Origin of the sequence: Amycolatopsis sp. NPDC005961 (assembly GCF_040629235.1) — a bacterium.
In the GTDB taxonomy this organism is placed as follows: Bacteria; Actinomycetota; Actinomycetes; order Mycobacteriales; family Pseudonocardiaceae; genus Amycolatopsis; species Amycolatopsis camponoti.
Map to the genome: position 1 here is coordinate 11,755 of NZ_JBEXVF010000096.1, position 19,914 is coordinate 31,668.

24 protein-coding genes are annotated in these 19,914 nt (G+C 66.4%); 15 read left to right on the forward strand and 9 right to left on the reverse strand.

Annotation, left to right across the window (positions count from 1 at the left end; translation table 11 throughout):
- Positions 1 to 34 precede the first annotated feature (34 nt).
- The 11 genes from ABZ342_RS44540 (at position 35) to ABZ342_RS44590 (ending at position 11,438) form a co-directional block, all read left to right on the forward strand.
- A complete protein-coding gene (locus tag ABZ342_RS44540) occupies positions 35 to 244 on the forward strand; it encodes a hypothetical protein (protein WP_360486850.1) in 210 nt (69 codons plus the stop codon).
- Positions 245 to 1,276 (forward strand): phage tail tube protein, encoded by a 1,032-nt coding sequence (locus ABZ342_RS44545; RefSeq protein WP_360486853.1) that lies wholly within the window; start codon positions 245 to 247, stop codon positions 1,274 to 1,276.
- Positions 1,276 to 1,857 (forward strand): hypothetical protein, encoded by a 582-nt coding sequence (locus ABZ342_RS44550; RefSeq protein WP_360486856.1) that lies wholly within the window; start codon positions 1,276 to 1,278, stop codon positions 1,855 to 1,857. Before ABZ342_RS44545 ends, ABZ342_RS44550 begins: the two co-directional genes overlap by 1 nt.
- Positions 1,858 to 1,881: 24 nt before the next feature.
- A complete protein-coding gene (locus tag ABZ342_RS44555; RefSeq protein WP_360486859.1) occupies positions 1,882 to 2,232 on the forward strand; it encodes a hypothetical protein in 351 nt (116 codons plus the stop codon).
- Positions 2,233 to 2,366: 134 nt separating this feature from the next.
- Positions 2,367 to 6,374 carry a hypothetical protein gene (locus ABZ342_RS44560; RefSeq protein ID WP_360486862.1) on the forward strand — a complete coding sequence of 1,336 codons (4,008 nt, stop codon included), beginning with the start codon at positions 2,367 to 2,369 and terminating at the stop codon, positions 6,372 to 6,374.
- Entirely contained in the window at positions 6,371 to 7,228 is an 858-nt protein-coding gene (locus ABZ342_RS44565; RefSeq protein ID WP_360486865.1) for a hypothetical protein, read from the forward strand. Before ABZ342_RS44560 ends, ABZ342_RS44565 begins: the two co-directional genes overlap by 4 nt.
- Entirely contained in the window at positions 7,225 to 8,385 is a 1,161-nt protein-coding gene (locus ABZ342_RS44570; protein ID WP_360486868.1) for a siphovirus ReqiPepy6 Gp37-like family protein, read from the forward strand. Before ABZ342_RS44565 ends, ABZ342_RS44570 begins: the two co-directional genes overlap by 4 nt.
- A gap of 26 nt (positions 8,386 to 8,411) precedes the next feature.
- Positions 8,412 to 9,299, forward strand: a complete 888-nt coding sequence (locus ABZ342_RS44575; protein WP_360486871.1) for a hypothetical protein — start codon at positions 8,412 to 8,414, stop codon at positions 9,297 to 9,299.
- 1 nt (position 9,300) lies between these two features.
- Positions 9,301 to 9,600: a hypothetical protein gene (locus tag ABZ342_RS44580; protein WP_360486874.1), complete on the forward strand. Its 300-nt coding sequence runs from the start codon at positions 9,301 to 9,303 to the stop codon at positions 9,598 to 9,600.
- A gap of 216 nt (positions 9,601 to 9,816) precedes the next feature.
- A complete protein-coding gene (locus ABZ342_RS44585) occupies positions 9,817 to 10,548 on the forward strand; it encodes a C1 family peptidase (protein WP_360486876.1) in 732 nt (243 codons plus the stop codon).
- A 2-nt stretch (positions 10,549 to 10,550) separates the two neighbouring features.
- Complete coding sequence (locus tag ABZ342_RS44590) at positions 10,551 to 11,438, forward strand: glycoside hydrolase family 25 protein (protein WP_360486878.1); 888 nt, start codon at positions 10,551 to 10,553, stop codon at positions 11,436 to 11,438.
- Between the two features lie 97 nt (positions 11,439 to 11,535).
- Here the strand turns inward: ABZ342_RS44590 and ABZ342_RS44595 are convergent, their stop codons facing one another.
- Both ABZ342_RS44595 and ABZ342_RS44600 read right to left on the reverse strand, forming a co-directional pair.
- Entirely contained in the window at positions 11,536 to 11,787 is a 252-nt protein-coding gene (locus ABZ342_RS44595) for a hypothetical protein (RefSeq protein ID WP_360486881.1), read from the reverse strand.
- Positions 11,788 to 11,992: 205 nt separating this feature from the next.
- A complete protein-coding gene (locus ABZ342_RS44600; protein ID WP_360486884.1) occupies positions 11,993 to 12,448 on the reverse strand; it encodes a hypothetical protein in 456 nt (151 codons plus the stop codon).
- Positions 12,449 to 12,656: 208 nt separating this feature from the next.
- Here ABZ342_RS44600 and ABZ342_RS44605 point away from each other — a divergent pair, with 208 nt between their 5' ends.
- Entirely contained in the window at positions 12,657 to 12,905 is a 249-nt protein-coding gene (locus tag ABZ342_RS44605; protein WP_360486886.1) for a winged helix-turn-helix domain-containing protein, read from the forward strand.
- On the forward strand, positions 12,902 to 13,081 hold the full coding sequence (locus tag ABZ342_RS44610) for a helix-turn-helix domain-containing protein (protein WP_360486888.1): 180 nt from the start codon (positions 12,902 to 12,904) through the stop codon (positions 13,079 to 13,081). Before ABZ342_RS44605 ends, ABZ342_RS44610 begins: the two co-directional genes overlap by 4 nt.
- Positions 13,082 to 13,454: 373 nt before the next feature.
- Here the strand turns inward: ABZ342_RS44610 and ABZ342_RS44615 are convergent, their stop codons facing one another.
- From ABZ342_RS44615 to ABZ342_RS44625, 3 genes are read right to left on the reverse strand one after another with little or no spacing between them, the layout of a single operon-like run.
- Complete coding sequence (locus tag ABZ342_RS44615; protein WP_360486891.1) at positions 13,455 to 13,802, reverse strand: hypothetical protein; 348 nt, start codon at positions 13,800 to 13,802, stop codon at positions 13,455 to 13,457.
- The gene (locus ABZ342_RS44620; RefSeq protein WP_360486894.1) at positions 13,786 to 14,073 is read right to left on the reverse strand and encodes a hypothetical protein; all 288 of its coding nucleotides are present in this window, start codon (positions 14,071 to 14,073) and stop codon (positions 13,786 to 13,788) included. The genes ABZ342_RS44615 and ABZ342_RS44620 overlap by 17 nt, the downstream gene beginning before the upstream one ends.
- Positions 14,070 to 14,228 carry a hypothetical protein gene (locus ABZ342_RS44625; protein ID WP_360486897.1) on the reverse strand — a complete coding sequence of 53 codons (159 nt, stop codon included), beginning with the start codon at positions 14,226 to 14,228 and terminating at the stop codon, positions 14,070 to 14,072. Before ABZ342_RS44625 ends, ABZ342_RS44620 begins: the two co-directional genes overlap by 4 nt.
- 287 nt (positions 14,229 to 14,515) lie before the next feature.
- On the opposite strand from ABZ342_RS44625, the gene ABZ342_RS44630 reads away from it, so the two are divergent.
- On the forward strand, positions 14,516 to 15,745 hold the full coding sequence (locus tag ABZ342_RS44630; protein ID WP_360486900.1) for a helix-turn-helix transcriptional regulator: 1,230 nt from the start codon (positions 14,516 to 14,518) through the stop codon (positions 15,743 to 15,745).
- Here ABZ342_RS44630 and cutA read toward each other — a convergent pair.
- The 4 genes from cutA to ABZ342_RS44650 all read right to left on the reverse strand — a co-directional run bounded on the left by cutA (position 15,742) and on the right by ABZ342_RS44650 (position 19,330).
- Positions 15,742 to 16,068, reverse strand: coding sequence for a divalent cation tolerance protein CutA (gene cutA / locus ABZ342_RS44635; protein WP_360486903.1), 327 nt, complete (start codon positions 16,066 to 16,068; stop codon positions 15,742 to 15,744). The genes ABZ342_RS44630 and cutA overlap by 4 nt on opposite strands.
- A gap of 262 nt (positions 16,069 to 16,330) precedes the next feature.
- Complete coding sequence (locus ABZ342_RS44640; protein WP_360486906.1) at positions 16,331 to 17,077, reverse strand: SDR family oxidoreductase; 747 nt, start codon at positions 17,075 to 17,077, stop codon at positions 16,331 to 16,333.
- Between the two features lie 91 nt (positions 17,078 to 17,168).
- Complete coding sequence (locus tag ABZ342_RS44645; protein WP_360486909.1) at positions 17,169 to 18,068, reverse strand: LysR family transcriptional regulator; 900 nt, start codon at positions 18,066 to 18,068, stop codon at positions 17,169 to 17,171.
- Positions 18,068 to 19,330 carry a cytochrome P450 gene (locus ABZ342_RS44650; RefSeq protein WP_360486912.1) on the reverse strand — a complete coding sequence of 421 codons (1,263 nt, stop codon included), beginning with the start codon at positions 19,328 to 19,330 and terminating at the stop codon, positions 18,068 to 18,070. Before ABZ342_RS44650 ends, ABZ342_RS44645 begins: the two co-directional genes overlap by 1 nt.
- A gap of 209 nt (positions 19,331 to 19,539) precedes the next feature.
- Here ABZ342_RS44650 and ABZ342_RS44655 point away from each other — a divergent pair.
- Positions 19,540 to 19,914: alpha/beta fold hydrolase (locus tag ABZ342_RS44655; RefSeq protein ID WP_360486915.1), on the forward strand; the 375-nt coding region annotated here is incomplete at its 3' end.

Sequence of the window (19,914 nt, forward strand, 5' to 3'; positions counted from 1 at the left end):
TCGATTCAGGTCGCTTTCGAGCGACGAGCTCAGCGTGTTCAAGCCTGCCGGGGAATACGACGCCTTTCCTGTCGGCCCCGAAAACCCGGAGATTGTCGTCTCCGGCGAGGTTGCTGAAGAAAACGAAGACGCCTACATCGTCGGTGAAGGCGACGAAGCCCGCGCGTGGTCGAAGACCTTGTGGGCCCTGGTGACCAAACAGAAGCCCGCCGAAAAGTCGGCGCCGGCCGTGGAGGAGAAGTAAATGGCGACCGGTTCCGGTCTTGACGCCCAGATTGGCTTTGGGCAGGAAAGCACGTGGGGCACTTCGGTCACTCCGACTCGTTTCGTGGAGTTCGACAGCGAGAGCCTGAAGAAGGATGTGACCTGGCAGGAGCCGAAGGGGCTTCGCGTCGGCGTCAAGGCGAAGCGTGCGTCGCGTGTGCGGCAGTCCCGCATCGGCGTGACCGGCGACGTGTCGATGGACCTCCCGACGCTGGGCGCCGGGATGCTGATCCGTAACTGCCTGGGCAGCACTACGACCACCACCACCCTGATTTCGGGCAGTGCCTACAAGCAGGTGCACGTTCCGGGTGACTTCCGCGGCCTCGGCCTGACTGTCCAGGTTGGACGTCCGGAGCCGGGTACCGGCACCGTGAAGCCGTTTACCTACGCGGGCTGCAAGGTCACCAAGTGGGAACTGAACATCAAGGACAACGACACCCCGTCGCTGAAGCTGTCCTTTGATGGCCGCAGCGAGGCTACCGCGACTGCCCTGGCGACCGCGTCGTACCTGGCTGGTACCACCACGTACGACTTTTCGCAGGCGACGGTGTTCAAGCTGGGCGGCACTGCCACCACGGCATCGGGTGAAACCACGATCGCATCGGGTGTCCAGGTGGCAGCGATCGTCAAGGACTTCACGCTGACCGGAACTACGCCGTTCGCGACGGACCGGTATGGCTTGGGCAATGCCGGCTTGAAGGCCGAGCAGCTCGAGAACGGTACGCCCACCTACACGGGCAAGATGACCGCGGAGTTCGCGGCCACCGAGCTCTACAACCTGTTTGCCACGAACTCGACTGTGGCGCTGCAGCTGGACCTGGTGGGCGCCGTGATCGGCGCGACCAACCAGACGTTCTCGATCATCCTGCCGGCGATCAAGATCAAGTCTGCTCCGCCGAACGTCGGCGGCCCGGACATCGTCACCATGTCGACCGACTTCGAGGTCTACAACGACGAGACCAACCCGACCATGCAGATCAAGATCATCAGTACCGAGTCGACGACGGTCTGATGGCTATCGCCAGGGTGTCTATCTCGGCCGTTGGGTACGACGAATGGCGCCGTCTGGCGAGAAGTCTGCGCGGGGCACCGAAAGATCTTCGGGCAAGCCTGCGCAAGCAGATCGTCGACGCTGGCCAACCCGTCCTGGCCGACGTGAAGCAAGCCGCACGCTCGATCCCCGTCACCTCAAGCCGAGGTGGCGGGGGCAAGCGCCGGCAGACGTACAGCTCGCTTCAAGTCGGCCGCCGGGCCCACGCTGCGGGCCGGGACGTGGCGAAAGCAGCCCTACGCGCTGGGCGGCGTTCCGGCGGCCTGCGCAACCGAATTGCCTCTTCAGCAAAGCTGCAGATCCGAGCTCGAGGGATTCGCTTCGTTATCGACGCGAGCAGCCTCCCTGAGAGTCAGCGGTCCCTTCCGCGGCATCTCGATTCTCCGAAGGGATGGCGGCACCCGGTATTCGGCGATCGGGAGAACTGGGTTCACCAGCAAGGCAAGCCATATTTCGCGGCGACTATTTCAAGGAAGGCGCCGGAGTTTCGTCGCGCCATCCTGAACGCCATCAGTGAAACCCAAGACAAGATCCAGAAGTAATAAATCCTAGGCGGGATAAACCTCATGAAGTACCTGATCAAGGGTGAAGAGTACGAGTTTGACTTCGACTGGACGCTCGAGGAAGCCTTCATTCTGAAGGAGAAGGCGTTCGTCACCATTGCCGAATTCGGGCAGGCGCTCCAGAGGCTCGACCCCCACGCTATTGCTGCGTTGGCGTACGTCGTGCTGAAGCGTAACCGAGTCGCTGTGAAGTGGGACGAAGTTGTCAGGACCTACAAGGTTTCCGACATCGTCCCCGTGCAGGAGGACGTTCCCGAAGGCGGCGATGAGGCGGACCCTCAGAAGCCGCCCGCTCCGCGCGCTACGAAGGCGAGCGCGCGAAGCGGTGGGAAGAGCCCCAGGAACGCTACCTGACATACATGGTGCCGTTCTCTTTCCATTTCTCCTTGAAGCCGCCTGAGATCAGGGCGCTTCTTTTGGACGAGTTCGACCTTTACGCGACTGCTATCGACCGGATGGCGAAGCAAGACGATTGATTCGGGGTAGCGGTGGCTAACGACCTCTCGTTCAATGTGATCGCTTTGGACAAGGCCACTCAGACTTTCCTCAAGGTGGCCGAAAGTGTCGAGATCGCTCAAAGGAAACTTGAGCGTCTTGATGGCCAGAGCGCTAACGTAGACGTGAATGTGAAGACGGACGAGAGCTCGAAGGCTCTCGATTCGTTCACGACGCGCTTTCAGCTGATGGCGGCCGGAATTGCTGCGGCATCTCCGGCCGCCGGCGCGGCGATTGTCGGCGGCATTGGTGCCGGATTCATCGCCACCGCTGTCCTTGCTCAAAAATCAAATGAGCAAGTCAAAGATACCTACACCACGCTGTGGCAAAACGTCGTGCAGCAAACGCGACAGGCCACAGGCCAGCTGGTTCCGCAGTTGGTTGGTGCCGGCCGGGCGATCGATGCTGAGTTTCAGCGGCTCGCGCCCTCGGTGCAGAAGGCGTTCACCGCAGCCGGCCCGGACATCGTCGCTCTGTCCCGTGCCGTCACTGGCTTCGCGCAGGGCGCCATGCCTGGCGTCACGTCGGCCATGCAGAACTCCCTGCCGGTGTTTCAGGGCATCGCCAACGCGGCGACCACCCTGGGTTCCGCGGCTGGGCAGGCGTTTACCTCGATCGGCCAGCATGCGCAGTCGTACGGCACCTTTGTGTCCTCCGTCGGTGCGATCACCGGAACAGTACTGGCTCTTGCGGTCCGGTTGGTCAACGACCTGGCGGATGCCTGGGCGGCGAACGGTGCCGAGATCTCGCAGGCGGTCAGCGGCGTCGCGACAGTCATCGGCGGTCTTGCCGATGGCGTGCTGCCGGTCCTGAACGCCGCTCTCGGAGCCGCGGCCCAGATCATCACCACCGTTACGGACGTGCTGGGTCCGCTCGCGCAGGTCCTCGGCACGGTGGGCGCCGGCGCTCTGGCACTCTGGGCGGCCTTCAAGCTCGCCGAGGGCGCCACGGCCGCCGTGAAGGCGCTCGCCCTGGGTGTCGTCTCGATGGGCGGCAGCCTTGAGGCGAGCGCGGCCAAGACTGCCGGCGTCATCGCCGGCATGCGCGGCGTTTCCGTCGAGGCGTCGGCCAGCGCCGTTGCAGTCCGTGCTGCGGGAGCCAGTGCGGCGACCGCGGCGACTGGCTTCGGTGTAGCGGCAGAGACTCTTGCGGGACCGCTGGGCATTGCACTGGCTGCGAGTACCGGTCTGCTCCTCGCGTTCTCCGGCGGAGCCGACTCTGCCGACAGCTCTGCTACCGGTCTCAAGAGCAGCCTGGACGGGGTTACTGCCGCTCTGCAGGCCTCCAACGGGGCCATTGACCAGTCGGTCATCAAGTCGATCCAGCAGAGTGGGGACTTCAAGGACGCGACCGAGCGGGCGAAGCAGTTCGGCATCGCGCAGGAGGACATCACCGCGGCCGTGCTGCAAGGCGGGCCGGCTCTCGACAAGCTGCGCGACAAGCTGCAGCACCTGGTCGACACTCAGCACCGGTTCACGACGGTTGCCGGTGGTAGTCAGGTCGACTCCGGCGACTTGAACGCCACGGGCGAGGCGGCGCAGAAGACGCTCGATGCGCTCAACAAGCTCATCGGCGGTTTCGGCAACTCGCGAGATTCCGCGGCTCAAAACAATGCCGAGCTGCAGAAGCACGCCAGCGAACTCTTGACGTCGCGCGACGGCATGATCGCCGTGTCGGAGACGTCGCACACGCTTGGGCTCGACCTTGACTTGGTCAAGAGCGGGTTCAACGGTGTGGCGCTGGCCGGCGGAGACAGCGCGTCTTCGGTTCAGGCGGTCGCGGCTTCATTCGTGAAAAGCGCGCTGCAGGTGGCGAACGCTGCCGCAGCCATCCAGGATCGCTTCAAGCAGGCCGATAAGGCTGTCGAGTCGGCGTCTTCGTCCGTCGAGAACGCTCAGCACTCTTACGAGCAGTCGACTCGAGCGATTGCCGATGCGCACCACCAGGAAGCTCAGGCAGCTCAGGCGGTTCGTCAGGCGGAGCAGGGCGTTGCCGACGCTCAGCATGGCGTGGTTAATGCGCAGCGCGCCGTTCGCGATGCCGTCGAAGGGGTCACGAGCGCGCGTAAAGCCTACATCCAGGCGCAGGAGCAGGAACGCGCCGCCGAGCAGTCACTGTCGGAAGCCCGACAGCAGGCGGTCCGCGATCTCAAGGCGATCAACCTGCAGCTCGAGGAGCAGAACGCTTCCGAGGCGTCCGCCCGTGTTCGCCTGTTCGACGCGCAGCTGGCTGCGCAGCAGCTCGGCATCGACTCCGGCAACGCCGGGAAGATCGCCGGGCAGAAGGTTACGGCCAATAACGAAGAGCAGATCAAGGCCGCGATCGATCTGCTGCAGGCGCAGAACTCGCTGAATAACGCGCTCAACACTGGTGGCAACCTACGCGAAGATGCGGCGAAGGCGAACGCTGCGGGCGTCAACGGCTCCCGCGGTGTCATCTCCGCCCAGCAATCGTTGCGGTCCGCGCAGGACCAGGTGGCCAGTTCGGCTCGCGCCGTCCAGAAGGCGCAGGAACAGGTTGCCGATGCCAACTACGGCCTGCAGCAGGCGCAGCGCGGCTTGGTCCGTGCGCATCAGGCGGTAACGGACGCCGCCTACGCAGAGCAGAAGGCGCACCAGGGCGTTGCCGATGCGCAGTACCAGAGCAAGCGCGCCGGCGACGCCCTGAAGGCTTCGAAGGACGCCCTTAAGGACGCGCAGGACAACGCCTCGCGGTCCCTTGACCTGAACACTGAGGCTGGTCGAAGGAACCTCGGGCTGGTCCTGCAGCTGGTGGATGCGATCAACGCCACCGGCCTTTCCGCTCAAGAGAAGCACAAGCTGGCGATCGACCAGGTCGCCAACTCGTTCGGGATGTCGAAAGACAGGGCCGCCGACTACCTGAAGCAGATCGGCCTGATTCCGACGGACTTCAAGTACAGCGTTACCGCGGTCGCCGCGCTCGACTCGGTCGGCTTGTGGGATTCGATTCCCAGCCCGGACGGTCACGGCAACGCCAGCATGACCGGCAAGTCCAGGATGTACGCCGACGGTGGCCACATCCGCGGCCCGGGCACGCCGACAAGCGACGACATCCCGATTTGGGCGTCGGACAACGAGTACATGCACAAGGCCGCCGCGGTTAGCTACTACGGCGTCGACACGATGGACGACATCAACAACCTTCGGATTCCGAAGTCGTTGATCAAGGGATACGCCAGCGGCGGCCTAGTCGACTATCCGACGATCGAGGCCAACGCGCTGCTCGGCTCGCTCGGTTCGGCGTATCAGTCGTCCACGTGGGGCGCGACGATCATGGGCCTGCCTCACGGCCCGCTTCTGCCGAAGTACGAACCGCCGAAGTACACCCCGTCGAACTTCAAGGCTGGCGGCGGTGTCGCGCAGTGGGGCACTGCTGCGCTCGCAGCAATGGGCGAGCTCGGCATCCCGGCCGGATACCTGCCGGATGTCTTGCGTCGAATGGCCCAGGAGTCGGGTGGAAATCCCACGATCGTCAACGACTGGGATGTCAACTGGGTTGCTGGTCACCCTTCGGTCGGGCTGATGCAGGTGATCCGCCCGACGTTCCAGGCGAACGCCGGTCCCCACGCGGGCACCGGGCCGTATGTCTACGGCGTCTCGGTCGATCCGGTGTCGAACATCTATGCCGGGCTGAACTACGCCGGCCGACGGTATTCGGCTGGCCACGGCGGGTTCCTCGGCGGCGTTCTGTACGCCATGAACAAGCCGGGCGGCTACGACAACGGTGGCCCGCTGCAGCCGGGCTGGACGCCGGTGTTCAACGGTGGCACGCGTCCGGAGAACGTCCGCACTGCGGCACAGGAAGACGAACTCGGCACGAAGCTCGACGCCGTGTGCGCCGAGGTGCGCAGCGTCCGGGATGCCGTGAAGGCATCCGCAGACCGGCCGCTAGAGGCCGTGTTCACGTTGGACGGTCGGACGTTCGTCGCCGCAGTCCGAGACGCCAATCGCAAGCTCGAACACGAAAGCGGTATGCGATGAGCGCTGAGCTCTGCACGTGGGTCGACGTCGATGGCGGGGAAACCGTCCTCGACGTCGACTGGCAGGCAACTGGCCGTTTCATGCCTGCGCCCCGGTTCGTCGCCACTGGCGTTCCGGGGCAGCCCGGTGAGCGACTTCGAGAGGTTCAGCACGACGTCAAGGATTTCACGATCCGCCTAACGTTGGCGGCTTCCAGTGAGGCGCAGCTTCGACAGATGCAGCGTGATCTGGTGTCGGCAATGGACCCGGTCCGCGGCGACGGCATCTTTCGTGTGCAGTCGACGATCGGTGACGTCCGCGAGATTGCCTGCCGCTACGTGTCCGGTTTGGACATGCAGGAAGAGCCGGAGATGTCCGGTCCGAACATGCAACAGGCGGACGTCACCCTCCGGGCGTACGAGCCGTACTGGCGAGATGCGAACGACACGACGAACACCTTCGGGATCGGTGTGACACCGACGTTCTTCCCGATCTTCCCCATGCGCCTGACGTCCTCGCAGATCGCCGTGGACGCTACGGCCCTGAACGCTGGCGACGTCGAAGCGTGGCCGCGGTGGACCATCACCGGTCCCGGAGGGGACGTGACGCTCAGGAATCTCACCACCGGCGACTACTTGACGTTGAACGGGATTTCGCTTGCGGCAGGCGAGTCGATCGCTATCGACACGCGGCCTGGATACAAGACGATCACGGCGAACGACGGATCTTCGATCTTCTCGATGTTGTCGATTTCGTCTTCGTTGTGGTCACTTCCGGCGCGCATGACCAGCTCCATTCGCCTCGAGATGGGCGGAGCAGTGGCCGGTTCATCATCGCTGCAGCTGAGCTACCGGCAAAGGTACCTGTCGCCATGAGCACATGGAAGCTGTACGTCAGAGACAGCAGCTACCTGCGCCAGGCGGAGATCGACGACTACGAAGAGGGCACGTTCACGTCCGTCTACAACGACGTTGGAACGTGGAGCTTGCGCCTCGACTCGCGTTCGCCGGCCGCCGCGCTGCTGGCCGAACCAGGCTCGGGCGTGGTCGTGTACCGCGACAACGTCGCGATGTACTCGGGAATCTGGACAGAGCTGGACCTTACGGAAGACAGTAAGTCGAGCACGCTTGAGCTCCGAGGCATGTCCGATGAAATCTGGCTGGCGGACCGGGAGGTTTCGCCGTCCCCAGGGGAGTCGCAGCCGCCGTACACGGTGCAAGCCTCCGACGTGCGTAGCGGCGTCGCATCGACGGTGATCACGGCGTACGTCAACGTCAATCTAGGCCCCGGCGCTATTGCCGCTCGCCGAAAGGCGGGGCTGACGCTCGCGGCGGACCCGGTCGTCGGTGGCACCGTCCGCGGCGAAGCCCGCTGGAATAGCAGCCTGCTGGAGTTCATTCAGCCGCTAGCGGAGTCCGGCCAGGTCGGCTTCCGTGTCGTGCAGGTGGGCGTCGGGCTGGTCTTCCAGATCTATCAGGGCGTCGATCGTTCGGCGTCAGTCAAGTTTTCGCGCACGCTAGGCAACCTCGAGTCATCGAAGTTGACAAGAACGCGCCCGAAAGGCAACTACATCTTCGTTGGGGCAAGTGGATCTGGCACTTCTCGAATCGTCAAGGAGTTCGCCGATGGCGAAGCGCTCGCCGCTTGGGAGCGTATCGAGGCGCCGCTAGCCAACACGTCGTCGACATCCGATACAACGGTGATCACGCAGGCTGGAAATGACGCCCTGGCGCAGGGCAGCGAGCAGGCGTCGATCGAGATTCGACCTATTGAACGTCCCGACATGGTGTACGGCATCCACTACGGGCTTGGCGACAAAGTAGCTATTCAGCTTCAAGTGCCGATCAGTACTCCCTATGGCGTTACCGGACAGGTCGTTGATGTCGTAAGGCAGGCGACGATCAGCCTGACGAAAGACGGTCCGAAAACCGTGACCCCTGTTATCGGCACGCCTGCGCGCGGAAATGTGCAGAAGCTCGTAAAGGCGTGGCAGCAGGCTAATCGTCGGCTCAATGAATTGGAAAGGTCCTAGCCGTGGCTACAGCCCTAGAATCGTACATGCCGTACGACTCCGGGTCCGGCTCGAATGTCACAGAAGACGGATGGCGTCAATTCGCGCGGCACTTTCGCGGCGACGGCGTCATCCGAAATGTTGGCAGCGAGTTTCGGCCGCTCGGTGACTCAAGCGGCATGCAGGTCAAGGTTCCCATCGGCGAGTGCTGGATCCGCGGCAACTGGGGGACCAGCACTGCCACGAAGACCTTGCCGATCGCGACGGCCCATGCGACGCTGCAGCGTCTCGACCGCGTGATCCTCCGCAACGACTTCGTCAACAACCGCATCGAGCTCGACGTTCTTACCGGCACGGCCGGGAGTGGGGTGTTTCCGAGCCTCACGCAGAACACCGTGATGTGGGAAATCCAGTTGGGGCAGGTTACTGTTCCGGCCGCGGCGTCGACGATCTCGTCTGGCAACGTCAGGGCTATCCCTGACTACACCGATGGCTCGTGCTCCTACACGGTCGACAGCTCTTATCAGTCGATCTCTACCGGGAGCACCGGTGCGCGCATCGACTTTGACGTCGAGCAGTTTCCCAGCAGCGTTGTCGGCCGGCCAAGCATTCGGGAGTGGCAGCTGAATCGGGCTGGCATGTGGCAAATTGTCCTTAACGTGTACTGGGACAATGCGAGCTCCGCGGGCAGTCGGAGAGCCTGGCTTCAGCGAAGCAATGGCGGAAGCGTGAACCCGGTCAAGCTGGCCCTTGACACCCGCAATGCGACTTCGGACACCGGTACCGGGCAGAACATCACGGCCACCGATCGTTTCACTGCCGGGGAAATCGTCGAGGCTTGGGGTGCCCAGACTTCCGGCGGGTCCCTGCAGGTGCTGGGTTCATCGGCTTTCAACGAGGGGACGCGCATTCAGCTCTACTGGCTGGGGCCGTGACATGAGCGTATTCGCAATCGTCGGTCTCGTTCTCGGCGCGCTCGCGGCTGTCGGCGCAGCGTGGAAAGTCCTGAAGCCGGCGTTCCTGGCTGTGCGCCGGATCAGTCATTTCTTCGACGACTGGTTCGGCGAGCAGGCGCGGCCTGGTGTTCCGGAAAGGCCGGGCGTCATGGCTCGCCTTGAGCAGATGCAGGTTGACCTGGACAAGGTCAAACACGAGATGTGGCCGAACTCCGGCGGTTCGCTCCGCGACGCCGTCGACCGGCTCGAGAAGGCGACCAACTCCGATGGCCGAACCTGAGTTTCGGGTCCTCGACGACGCCGTTCACTTCGAATGGGCGCACGACTGCCGGCATCAAGCCACTGGTCGCGGATTCCGCGACGTCACGACCATGCCGCACGGCGGTGGCACCTGGCGAATAGAGCAGGTCGAACCGCTGACCGTGCGGCCCTCCATGCATTGCCTTGCGTGTGGAACGCACGGATTCATTACTGACGGAAAGTGGGTTGCAGTCTGATGACTGACGACACCATTGGTGTCCCGAGAGTCGACGGCCTGACCTTCCATCGCCTTGAGCAGTCTGCGGCCAACCTCGGCCGCCACGTGCTCCATGATGTTCGCTCGCTCGAGCATGACGCGGCCGTGCTGGTCGCCGGTCGCACGGCGCCACTGAAGACGGTGATGCACCGCTGCACGGTCGACCCGTGGGATCAGGGCGACGTCGGCGGCTGCACGGCCAACGCGGCGATCGGGCTGCTCGTGACCGAACCGTTCGCCGTGGCCGGCCGGACCTTCACCGAAGCCGACGCGCTCGAGCTCTACAAAGAAGAGACGCGGCTCGACGACAGCCAGATTCCCGGCCACTATCCGGCCGAAGACACCGGCAGCACCGGCCTGTGGAGCATGAAGGCGCTGAAGGCTCGCGGCATGATCAAGGGCTACCGGCACGCGTTCAGCCTCGGCACGGCGCTGCGGCTGCTGCAGTCGTGGCCGGTGTCGACGGGCGTGCCGTGGTTCAACTCGATGTTCAACGTCGATGCCCACGGCTTCATCAAGGTCGACCAGGCGTCCGGTCTCGCCGGCGGGCACCAGGTGGCAATCGTCGGGATCGACGTGGACCGCAAGGCCGTGCGCGTGCGTAACAGCTGGGGGACCGGCTGGGGAGACGGTGGGTACGCGTGGCTGTCCTGGTCGGACTGGAAGACCCTGTTGCACCTGCACGGCGACGTCGTCGTCCCGGAGGTGTGACCGTGGCCGAGGGGATCGACCTCTACGTTAAGTACCAGTCGGTTACTGACTGGTCGAAGGTACGGGCGGCCGGTAAGACGTTCTGCTACGTCAAGGTCTCCGACGGCACGACCGCGAAGCCGACGAACGGCTGGGGTCCGGCCGGCCGAGCAGCCGGACTGGCCATGGGGGCTTACCACTACGCGCAGCCCGGCGACCCGGTCGCGCAGGCCGACCTGCTGATCGCGCAGGCTTCGGCGAACAGTCTGACCGACCTGGGGCCGGCGCTTGACCTCGAGGCGCCGTTCGTCCCAGGTGTGACGGCCGCCAACTTCGCCATCGCGTTCCTGCGCCGCATCCGCGACCGCGGCTTCCTGCCCGTGCTGTACGGCTCGGATTCGATGCTCAGCTACGTCGCCCCGCAGGTGCGAGCCGCGGTGCCCGAGACGTGGATCTGGGTCGCCCGGTACGGCGCGAACCCGAAGACGCCGTGGAAGACATGGCAGTACTCGTCCAGCGGCAGCGTGCCAGGCGTCACGGCCTCCGCTGTCGACCTCAACACCGGATCAATCCCCTTCAACCTGGAGACTGACGTGGCTCTCGCCGACCCGGACTTCTCGTACCTGTTCTACAACCGGCCCATCCAGGAGTTCGGCAACGTCAGCCAGCTGCTCGCCGAGGTGGTCGGCAAGTCGCGGTCCGCGGCGGCCGGCGCAGCCGATGCGAAGGCTGCCGTCGCCACGGTCCAGGCCGCCGTTGCCGACGTCCAGGCGAGGGTCGCCAACCTGCAAGCCCCGACGATCGACCTGAATGCTCTGGCGGCTGCGCTGGCGCCGCTCGTGGCTGCCGCGGTGCGAGCAGACCTGGCAACTGCGGTTGTCGACGAAGAGGCTCGCCGCCTGGCTTCCTGACCGCTGTACGCCGGGCTCCTCCCGCCGGCCCGACATGCAGCAACACCGCCCCCGAGCACCCGGTAACCCCGGGTGCTCGGGGGCGGCTTTTGTCACTTCAGACTCGCCCCCGGAGAGCGTTGATAAGCGCCGTGAGCCCAACGAGCCCACCGACGCCGGCAAGCCACGGGGCGGCGATGTAGGCCAGCCAGATGGTTGCGAGAAGCAGGGCGACGAATGCGGCGAAGTACCAGCCAGGCGGAACCTCTGGAGGCAAGCGATCGATCACCTTGCCAAGCAGCGTCGCCAGCCTGCCGGGTTGGTTCGGGTCCGGCGGCGTCGCGGGTGCCGGGATGTTCGACGAGGTCATGCAGTAGATGATGCACGCGTAGCGGAACTCATGGTTTTCGAACGCAATGACTCGCAACTATGCACAGCTATGCGCCACATGCAGTCCTTCTTCTACTGCAACTCATACAAAGACCACGAACGTGTCCTTTGTAGTCGTGGGTACAGGGCGAACGTGTAGGCGGGCATCTCGTCGAGACTTGGCCAGAGCCGCTGGCGCCGCGCGGTCAAGCGCTGACCTGGTCGTCCTGGATGATGGCGACGCTGCGGAGAGTCTTCTCGCTGATCGGATCGGATTCCGGCCCCGCCCCGACTCGAATGCGATAGTCGCCGCGGCCGGCGGGCACGTTGGGGACCGAGAAGCGCCACTTGCACATCTTCTTGGCTGCTTGCCAGACGCCTGGTTCGAGTTGACCTTGAGCGACGGTGGTGCCATGTGAGTCGATTACGGTGACGCCGGAACCGGCATCGACAATGCCCGCATGGGAGTCATCGGCCATGCAGACGCCGGATTCGGAAAGATGGGACGCGCTCAAGTAGTAGGCACCCTCGCCGGTGAATGTTGGCTCATTGCTGGAGTGGCTTGCGGTCGCCAGAACGATGACCGTGGTCACCAGTCCGGCAACAACCATGACGATCATGGCGGCGACCGGCGGTCGCTTCTTGAGGTGCGACGTGGTCATCCTGGCAACCTCCTGGTGTCGATTACAGGTCGCTTGGATCTTGCGACCCGTTGCCTGCGTTGCCGAAATGTTATTTGCTCTGGGCGGACCGCTAACTGTGATTCTCAGTTAGCGGTCGCAATATGGCTTGGTCGCAAAGCGACGCGGCCTAGGGCGGTGTGCCGCGTCTCACCGCTTTGCGCTCGCCTGAGAGTTCTAGTGTGATCTTGTGGAAGTCCCCGTATTCAATCCTGACGACGTCGGTCTGCAATATGTATATGTCGCGGTAGCTGACCACATTGCCGCGCGCATCGAGGCTGGGCATCTCCCCGCTGGGGCGCGCCTTCCTGGAGAACGCGAGCTTGCCGAGGAGTACCGCGTAGCGCTCGGTACTGCCAGGCGCGCGTTGGTCGAGTTGCGCGAGCGCGGCTTGGTGAGAACCCTCGCCGCCAAGGGAACGTTCGTTCTCAAGTCATGAGGAAGATCGAATACCTCACCGTGCAGCAGCTGGCTGAGCGCCTGCAGGTTACGGTCGGCACCGTCTATGGCTGGAACAAGACCGGCAGGGGGCCTCGGCGACGGCGCTTTGGCGCCAAAGTTCGCTACAAGATCGAAGACGTGGAACGCTGGGAAGACGAGCGCATCGTGGACTGACGGGTTCGGCTGAGGTTGCCTAAGTCGAACACGTGTTCTACAGTCTGTGTCGCGCGCTGGCGAGACGGGGAAGGTCCCGTCGGCACGTGGCAGGAAGTACGTAGCCCCGGTCGTGGCCCAGGAGACCATCGAACCTCGCACGGACGCGACCGGGCTGCGTATGCCAGATGCTTCGGCATGCGACTCGCCGAGCTGCGCAACCCCCATCAACTTGGTTGCCCGATGCGACGGAGGTCGACCGGGGCAGCGGGGTTTGTGGATGCCATCGCTGCCCCGGCCGACTCTGTCACCCGGCGATCGTCGCCGGGTGGCTGGAACCCGGCCGGCATGCCCGCCACGGGGGGAGGATGGGCAGACACACCGGCCGGGGGTTCTATTCGCCCATTGCCCGCCGCGTCGGCACCTCGGGGCTCAGCTCGCGCTCGAGCCATCGATCAAGCTCCGCCCGCTCGATGGAGGCTTGGACCTGTTCGAACCGCGGGGCATTCTCGGCGTTGAACACCACGGTCAGGTCCTTGCGGGGAATGATCAGGGCCTGCTCGATAACGTCGAGATCGGCGCAGGCCAGGCGCAAGGCTTCGATCCAAGTGCCGAGGTCGCACACGTCGCCAAGATGCTCGTGCCGGAGGACCAGCCAGCGGCCAAGGGCGAGCTTCTGCGCAAGCTCGATGGGATCATGAACGCGGTACGGCTCGGAGACTCCGTCATCGCCGGCGGGCATGAGGCACCTCCGATGCGATGCTGGTGGTCTGGCTCAGGCAGTCCGGGCACTTGCGTTCAGGAGCGGGCCGCACGCGGTCGCGGGTGATGCTGGGCCGGTCGTGACCGAGCGGGTGCGGCTGGTCTTCCTCGCAGGCAGGTCGGACCATGATCGGCCAGTCGGCCTGCAGTTGGGCGTGCGGGTACAGGTGCGCGAGGCCGTCGACGAACCCGTGCCACTCCCACCACTCGCCAGGTGCGTCGACCTGCTGCCAGGCATCGAGCGCGGTCATCGTCTCGCCAGCCGTGCGTTGTGGATCGCGTACCGGCCGGTCCCCAGATAGGTGTAGAGCAGGGCGCGGGCGAGCTCGGGGCCGCCGCGCCAATCCGCGTCCAGGACGTTCACGTCGGCGCTGCCGGCGCCCATGCCGAGCCCGCTTACCCCCACGCTGCCAGCATCGGCTGCGCGGGCAAACACCTTGGACTGGTCGGCGCATGACGGCGCGGATCGGGCGCGTTCGTCGGCGACCCGGCCTTGAAGAGGAACCCGGTCGCTCTCGTCGCCCCCGTCGGGGGAGGACATCTCACCTTCACGTGCCGTCACAAAGTTAAAGCTAGGAGCGATGATGGCTGGTAGGAGTAGCCCGAGAAGGTGGCCATTCGACGGGGGTGGCCAGAACTGGGGGCCAGGGCGATGATGGCCACCTGGCATGGTGCGAACCGCGAGGAGTACGAGTGGAACAGCAAGGGGTCGGCGCTCTGCTGAGAACCGAGCGCAAACGTGCCGGCCGCTCGCAAGCCGATCAGGCCGAGGTGCTTTCCGCGATCGCAGGTCGGGCCGTCACCCGCAACGAAGTGTCGCGGTGGGAGTCCGAGAGGCGACTGCCCACTCCGTTTTGGCAGCAGCATCTCGCCGTGAGCCTCGAAATCGACGCGCAGGAAATTCGGCGAGCGGTCACGGCGACGCGAACGGAACAGCGGAAGGTGAGGACGGGAGAGGTAGTGCAGCGGCGCGAGTTCATCGGAGCAATGGCCGCCCTGGCAATTCCGCTCGCTCGCACTGAACAACCGACCGCGCGCCGGATCGGGCAGTCCGATATCGACGAGCTGCGACGCCGAACTGCTCGGCTTCGTCGCCTCGACAACATCATGGGCGGCGCCGAGACCTTCCCCGTGTACTCCGCTGAGGTCGACTTCACGCAGCGGTTGCTCCGCGAATCCAGCCACGCGATCGAGATCGGACACCAGCTGCGGGCCCTGCTAGCTGAGCAACAGCAGCAGGCCGGTTGGGCAGCGTTCGACCACGGCCAGCACGTGCTCGCTCAGCGGCTCTACGCCGACAGCAGGGCGGCCGCCGAGGAGGCCGGCGCGCTCGACCTCGCCGGGAACGCCCTGGCCTACGCCGCGTATCAGCAGACCACCACAGCCCAGAGCGGGACTGCGCTGGCGACCGACTCGTGCGAGGTTGCGCGACCGATGGCCACGCCGAAGGTCAATGCGCTGCTGCTCGAGCGGAAGGCGTGGGCGCACGCGACGGCCCGCGAACCTCAGCAGGCCGACCGGGCGCTCAACCTGGCGCGTGAGGCCCTGCAGGTCCGAGACGACCGGCCCAATCCGGATTGGGTGTTCTGGGTGAACGAAGCCGAGATCGACATCATGGCCGGCCGGTGCTGGACCGAGCTCCGCCGGCCGCTGCGGGCTGTGCCAGTGCTGGAACGCGTGCTGTCCGAGTTCGACGACACGCACGCGCGGGACAAGGCGCTATATCTGACGTGGCTCGCCACGTCTTACCTGCATGCCCACGAGGTCGAGCAGGCCGCCGCGACCCTGACGCGGGCCGTCGACCTTGCCGCCGGAGTCAGTTCGGTACGCCCGGCTGTCCGTATCCGGGCCGTGGCCCGCCAGCTGACGCGGTACCGGTCGACGCCGACAGTCGGCGAGCTACTGACCCGGTTGGGCGCCTAGGCTCCGGCGCTCGTCGACTCCTCAAGCCACCGCAGGTAGCCGGCTGAGCCGCGCACGAGCTCGACGGCGGTCACCTCCGGCTTGTCCCAGGGGTGCTGTTCGACGATGTGCGCTTCGAGCTCGGCGTACCGGTCATCGGTGGTCTTGAACGTCACGTTCCACTCTTCGCCCTCGCCCTGCTCGCCGAGGTGCCAGAAGAACGACGCCACAGGACCGGTGACCTGCGCGGTGGCCGCGAGGCGCGCGGCCACCGCCGAGCCGGCGAGCTTCGCGGCAGATGCGCGGTCGGGGGTCGTCGTGGTCACGAGAAGGTGAACAGTCATGCGGCAAGCGTAGGGGCATAAATTCGCGCGTGCGCGAAGGTAGGCCGCGGAGTAGCGCCGAGCCGTTAGGGCCGTTGACGAAGATCGCTCGGGGGGACGCCGTGCGCCGCTGATGGAAGTCGGTTCTGGGAGCCTCAGGGTACTCATCGGAACCTTTCGTAGCAGGCCCTTGGTCCCACGTACGTCCCATGATCTTGGGTTTTCCCCAGGTCGTCCCCGGGACGGCGTCACCTTCCTGCGGTGACGCCGTCCCGCACGGGACTCAGACCGCCAGCCGGCCGCCGTCCACCGGGAGGATCGCGCCGTGGACGAAGCTCGACTCCGGCGTCACCAGGAACGCGATCGCCGCCGCGATCTCCTCGGGGGCGGCGACCCGGCCGGCCGGGCCCGCCGAGGCCAGCTCGTCCAGGCCGTCGCCGAACACCGCCGTGCCTTCGGTGCGGGTCGGGCCGGGGCTGACCGCGTTGACGCGCACGCCCGACGGGCCGTACTCCGCCGCCCACGCCTTGGTCATCAGCTCGACCGCCGCCTTCGACGAGCCGTAGAGCGCCATGCCCGCCATGCCCCGCGTCGCGACCATCGTCGACACGTTGACGATCGCGCCGTGGCCACGCTCGGCCATCTCCGGCGCCAGCTCGGCGGTGAGGAAGAACGGCACCTTCACGTTCGTCTCGTAGACGCGGTCGAAGTCGGCCTCATCAGTGTCCGAAGTGGACCCGGTGGGGAAGATCCCGGCGTTGTTCACGAGGACGTCGACGCGTCCGCCCACCTCACGGGCCCGCGCGGCCAGCGCACGCGCCGACGAGGCGTCCGTCAGGTCCGCCGCGACGAAGTCGGCCTTCCCGCCCGACTCCCGGATCCGTTCGACGACCTCCGCGCCGCGGGCCGCATCCCGGCCCGACAGCACGACGTGGGCCCCGAGCCCGGCCAGCGCGACCGCCGTCGCCCGCCCGATCCCGCTGGTTCCACCGGTCACCAGCGCCGTGGTCCCGGACAGTCCTTCAGTCATCACTCAACTCCTCGCGGCCGGGGCGTTTCCCCGGTCACCAGGTGCAAGGACAAGCGCCGGACAGGACTTCCGGGCCGGCGTTCGGCGCTGCTTATGCCCGCGATTCGCCGCGCCGATGGTCCTCCAGCGCGGCGACGAACTTCGCGAGGTCGCGGCGGTGCGACGTCGCCGGCCACACGGCCCAGGTCCGCCGCACCAGCGGGTTCCCGGCCAGGGGCAGCCAGCGGACCGTGTCCGGGATCGGGTACGGCCAGCCGGGCGGCGCGAACGCGTAGGCCCCGCCGGCGCTGACCGCCGGGATCTTCAGCTCGACGATCAGCCGCCGGTCCTCCGGTACCTCCGGGCCGACGTCGAGACCGTGGCTGCGCAGCGTCGCCGTCAGCTCGTCGTACCACGCCGGGCTGCCCGCGCGGGCGAAGGCGAACCACTCCAACCCGGCCAGGTCCTCCAGCCGGACCGGTGAGCCCAGCTTCTCCGCGAGGTCGGTCGCCAGCAGGACACCCACGCTCTCCTCGACGACGAGCAGCGCGTCGAGGTCGGGCCCGGCCGGGCGCTCACGGACCAACCCGATGTCCAGCTCGTCCGCCCGCAGCGCCTCCACCTGCGCCACCGACGACAGGTGCCGGGCCTGCACCCGCGTGTCGGGGCAGTCTTCCGCGAGCCGCGCGAGGGCCGACGGCAGCAGCTCCGGCGGCAGTTCCAGGGGGACGCCGACGCGCAGCACGTCGGTCTTCGTGTGCCGGGCCATGGTGGCGACGGCCTGGTCGTGGCGGGCCAGCACCGCGCGGGCCTCGCCCAGCAGCGTCGTCCCGGCGTCCGTCACCTGGACGCCGGTGCTGGTGCGGACCAGCAGCCGGACGCCGAGACGGCGTTCCAGCGCGGTGATCGTCTGGGACAGCGCCGGCTGGCTGACGTGCAGCTGCCGCGCCGCCTTCGACATCGCGCCCGCTTCGACGACCGCGACGAACGCCCGCAGCTCACGGATCTCCATCAGCGCGTCCAGCGGATCGGCAGCGACTTCAGGCCGTTCTGGAAGTTCGACCGCAGCCGCACCGGCTCGCCGGCGAGCGTCACTTCGCCCAGCAGATCGAGCACGGCGCCGAACATGGCCCGCATCTGGACCCTGGCCAGGTGCGAGCCGAGGCAGAAGTGCGGGCCGTGGCCGAAGGTCAGGTGGTCGTTCGGGGTGCGGCCGACGTCGAAGTCGTCCGGCGCGGTGAACACCGAAGGATCGCGGTTGGCCGCGGAGAACCAGACGACCACCTTGTCCCCGGCCCGGATGTCCACATCGGACAGAGTGACGTCGGCGGTCGCGGTCCGCCGGAAGTTCATCACCGGCGTCCACCAGCGCAGCATCTCTTCGACCGCGGACGGCAGCAGCGACCGGTCGGCCAGCAGTCGCCGGTACTGCGCGGGGTTCGACAGCAGCGCCAGCAGCCCGCCGGGCAGGCCGTTGCGCAGGGTTTCGTTGCCCGCCACGGAAAACAGCCAGAAGAGGTTCTCGAACTCGGCGAGCGAGACGCGCCCGCCGTCGTCGCCGACGTGCTGCATCAGGTTGCTCATGACGTCGTCACCGGGGTGCTCGCGCTTGTATTCGCCGAGCGCGTTGGCGTACGCGTAGAGGTCCGGCATGCCGGCGCGGGTGCGCGGGTCCGGCATCGCCCCGCCGGGACCCGGGGCCGGTCGGACGGCGAGCGCGGCCCGCGCGAGGTCGCTCACCTCGGCTTCGGAGACGGTCGAGCTGACCGCGTACTCGGCGTCCTGGTAGCCGATGACCCGGTTGCTCCAGTCGTACATCAGCCGCCGGTCCTGTTCCGGCACGCCGAACACCCCGGCGAGGGTGAGCAGCGGCAGGTCGGCGGCGACCTTGGCGAAGTCGCACTCACCCCGCTCGGCGACCGCCGCGACGAGGTCCCGCGCCCACGCTTCGATCTGCGACGTCAGCTTCGCGACGGCCCGTGGCGTGAACGCCTTGGTGAGCAGCCCGCGCAGCCGGCCGTGCTCCGGCGGGTCCATGTTGAGCATCATCCGGCGCACGTAGGCGAGGTCGGCCTCCGAAGCGGGATCACGGATCTGCGTCCCGCCGAGCTGCGAGGAGAACAGGCCCGGATCACGCAGGACGCGCCGCACGTCGGCGTGCCGCAGCACGGCCCAGAAGTCGTTGACGCGCACCACCGGCGACGCGGCCCGCAGCCGCGCCAGCTCGTCGTACGGCACCCCTCGCACGTAGGTGTCCGGATCGGTGATCCCCACGCGCCGACCCTAGCCGCAGTCCGGCGAGTCACGCTCGCGGTCTCCGCGCCCAGGCGGCCCCTGACGGCACGGGCGGATCGCCCGAGTACGGCCCAGTACGAGGGCGCCCCGCCCGCACCGCCAGGAACCACCTGGATCACGAAGCCCATCGAGCAGACTCACCGGACAGCGCCTAGCCGCGCCCACCGACAGTTTGGCAGGCTGCTCCGATGGACACGCTGAACATGCGCACCGGCGGCGAGGGCGAACCGGCCGTTCTCCTCCTGCACGGCCTGGGCGCGACCGGTGCCGTGTGGAACCACTTCGCCCCGCCGCTCGGCCGGCGCGTCCTGGTCCCCGACCTGCCCGGCCACGGCCCGTCCTCGCCGCTGCCGCACTACTCCTTCGAGACGCTCACCGCCGCCGTCGCGCGGGCGCTCCCCGACCGCAGGCCGCTGGTCGTCGCCGGGCACTCGCTCGGCGGGGTGCTCGCGCTCGAGCTCGCGTCCGGCAAGTACGACGTCGAGGTGCTGGGCGTGCTGGCCCTCGGGGTGAAGGTCGAGTGGACCCAGGACGACCTGGGCCGCGTGGCGACGCTCGCGGCG